The sequence below is a fragment of the Pseudomonas sp. AC463 genome (assembly GCF_979253585.1).
In genome coordinates, this window is record NZ_CEEDDZ010001234.1 from 1 (window position 1) to 231 (window position 231).

The 231-nt window shown below is 66.2% G+C and carries 1 pseudogene; it reads left to right on the top strand.

From position 1 onward, the window contains the following. A pseudogene (locus AC0IYH_RS34235) lies at nucleotides 1–231 on the top strand (anti-sigma factor); the annotation flags it as partial.

A 231-nucleotide genomic window follows, 5' to 3' on the forward strand; every position in this document is an offset into this window, starting at 1 on the left:
GCTGGTGGGTGTGCTGTACCAGCGCGACCTGGGCGTGGAATACAACGCCACCCTGGGCGCGGCCGATCAGCAACCGGCGTTGCAGATCAAGGCGTTTGCCGACCACCTGCAACTCGAACCGCTGGCCTTGGCTGCCGTGGAGCCTACGCGTGATCTGGATTGTGGGTCATTCCCGCCGGTGGCAAGCCCATTTCTCTGGGGCTGGTGCCGGCTGCCGGCAAGGGGCGGATC